Source organism: Sphingobacterium siyangense, assembly GCF_007830445.1.
In the GTDB taxonomy this organism is placed as follows: Bacteria; Bacteroidota; Bacteroidia; order Sphingobacteriales; family Sphingobacteriaceae; genus Sphingobacterium; species Sphingobacterium siyangense.
In genome coordinates this window covers 1-1,809 of sequence record NZ_VLKR01000069.1, presented here as the reverse complement: position 1 = coordinate 1,809, position 1,809 = coordinate 1, and the positions used below count along the sequence as shown (strand labels likewise).

Here is a 1,809-nt window from a genome sequence, read left to right as displayed (position 1 = left end):
GGTCTGGTAGTTCAGCTGGTTAGAATACATGCCTGTCACGCATGGGGTCGCGGGTTCGAGTCCCGTCCAGACCGCCAACAAAAAAAGCATCATTTAATTATAAATGATGCTTTTTTTTTGCCTTAACAATACAACAGCTATTATTTTTTTATTTCGTACTGAAGAGCTCCCGAAGGACAGTGCTTGATCTGTTCAATCAATTCGGCCGTACTCGCATTTTGGGCCGTAACCCAGGGCTTATCTTTCGGATGATACACATTCGGCAGACTCTTTACACAAACTGCAGCATGTACACAGCGTTCCGGTATCCAAAGGACGGTTATCTCTCCATTTGGATGTGGATATCTAACTATTTTTTCCATAATTCCATCTCTCTTTAACAATTCATATTTTAAGAACTAATAACGATAAAGGCAATTTTGTTTTAAGAAACAGCGCGCCGTTTTTTGATCATACTACTTACCCGATAGATCATAAAAATACCGACAATGGAAAGTAGAATAACAATCATCCCCAATGTCGGGTAATTTTCCAAGGGGCTTTCTTTTGTTTCTTGGACAATGATTACACCTGCTAATGAAGCAGCAACACCACCTGCCAGCTGTTGCAACGAAGAACTGATACTCATAAATGCGCCCCGATCTTTCATCTCGGGAACAGCAGTGATCAAAGCCGAAGATGGCGTCATCCGACTTAAAATGCCGGCCATCATTAAAATGTTTAAGATAACAACGATATAAAATGGCGTAACACCTAGGTTCGTGTAGATAAATACGACAATCATAAGCCAAAGGGAAGCGAAAGCAAAAATCTTAAACTTATCGTAACGGTCACTCAATTTTCCTACAATAGGCATAATAATCAAGGATGCAATACCTGAAATCATAAACAACATCGGCAGCTGTTCGTGGCTTACCTTTAGATTATTGACTGCAAAAGCACTTCCAAAAGGCATCATCATATAACCTCCAATTGAGAGCAAAGCTGTTGCCATAAAGCCGACGCGGTATTCTCGCTGTGAAAAAGTCAACCAAAGATGCTTTAACGCAGATTGATGTTTCTGAAGACCTATATGCGCCGTAATAGGAATGAGTTTGACCGCTATAATAACGACAATAATCAAAGCCATCACTGCAATCCACAAGAAGGCACTATGCCAACCCCAATTATTTGCAATATATAATCCTATGGGAATCCCCAGGACCTGACTTGCACCGAAGCCCATCTGCACAAAGCCCATCACACGTCCGCGCTGTTGGAGCGTAAAGATATCGGTGATAATAGCCATAGAAATCGAGCCGATAACGCCGCCAAACAGCCCGGTGACGATTCGTGCAGCAACCAAAGTCCAGTAATCGTTGGCAAAACTGCAGCAGAAGGTTCCGATAATAAAGCCAGAATAGAAAAATAACAGCAGTTTCTTCCGATCAAAACGATCGGCAAAGCCCGCGGTCAGCAGCCCCGAAGCACCGGCACTAAAGGCATAGGCCGAAACCGCAATACCAAATTGAGCCGGTTTGAGATCTATGGCTTTCATCAGGATATCCCCCATCGGTGACATCACCATAAAATCAAGCACAACCGTAAATTGCGTCATGGCCAATAAAAACACCACAAGTTTTTGATATGCCGTAAAGGGCGCGTTATCAAGTTTATTTATTTCCATACTGTTCAGATAGCCTCGGTTCAAACTGGCCTAAAAATACAGAAGTGCGCGAACATTCTTTGTAATATGTTTGCAAAATTATCGCGCAAGATTCTACCTTACCTTACCTTACCTTACCTTACCTTACCTTACCTTACCTTACC

At 42.3% G+C, this 1,809-nt stretch carries 2 protein-coding genes and 1 tRNA gene; 1 reads left to right on the top strand and 2 read right to left on the bottom strand.

Annotation, left to right across the window (positions count from 1 at the left end; genetic code table 11):
* Positions 1-77, top strand: a tRNA-Asp gene (locus IQ31_RS27220).
* A 63-nt stretch (positions 78-140) separates the two neighbouring features.
* Here IQ31_RS27220 and IQ31_RS27215 read toward each other — a convergent pair.
* A complete protein-coding gene (locus tag IQ31_RS27215) occupies positions 141-362 on the bottom strand; it encodes a (4Fe-4S)-binding protein (RefSeq protein ID WP_075990963.1) in 222 nt (73 codons plus the stop codon).
* 62 nt (positions 363-424) lie between these two features.
* On the bottom strand, positions 425-1,666 hold the full coding sequence (locus IQ31_RS27210) for an MFS transporter (RefSeq protein ID WP_145331507.1): 1,242 nt from the start codon (positions 1,664-1,666) through the stop codon (positions 425-427).
* Between the last annotated feature and the right edge of the window lie 143 nt (positions 1,667-1,809).

Coding starts and splice junctions, on each gene's coding strand:
- IQ31_RS27215 (WP_075990963.1), bottom strand. CDS start 362: ATGGAAAAAATAGTTAGATATCCACATCCAAATGGAGAGATAACCGTC.
- IQ31_RS27210 (WP_145331507.1), bottom strand. CDS start 1,666: ATGGAAATAAATAAACTTGATAACGCGCCCTTTACGGCATATCAAAAA.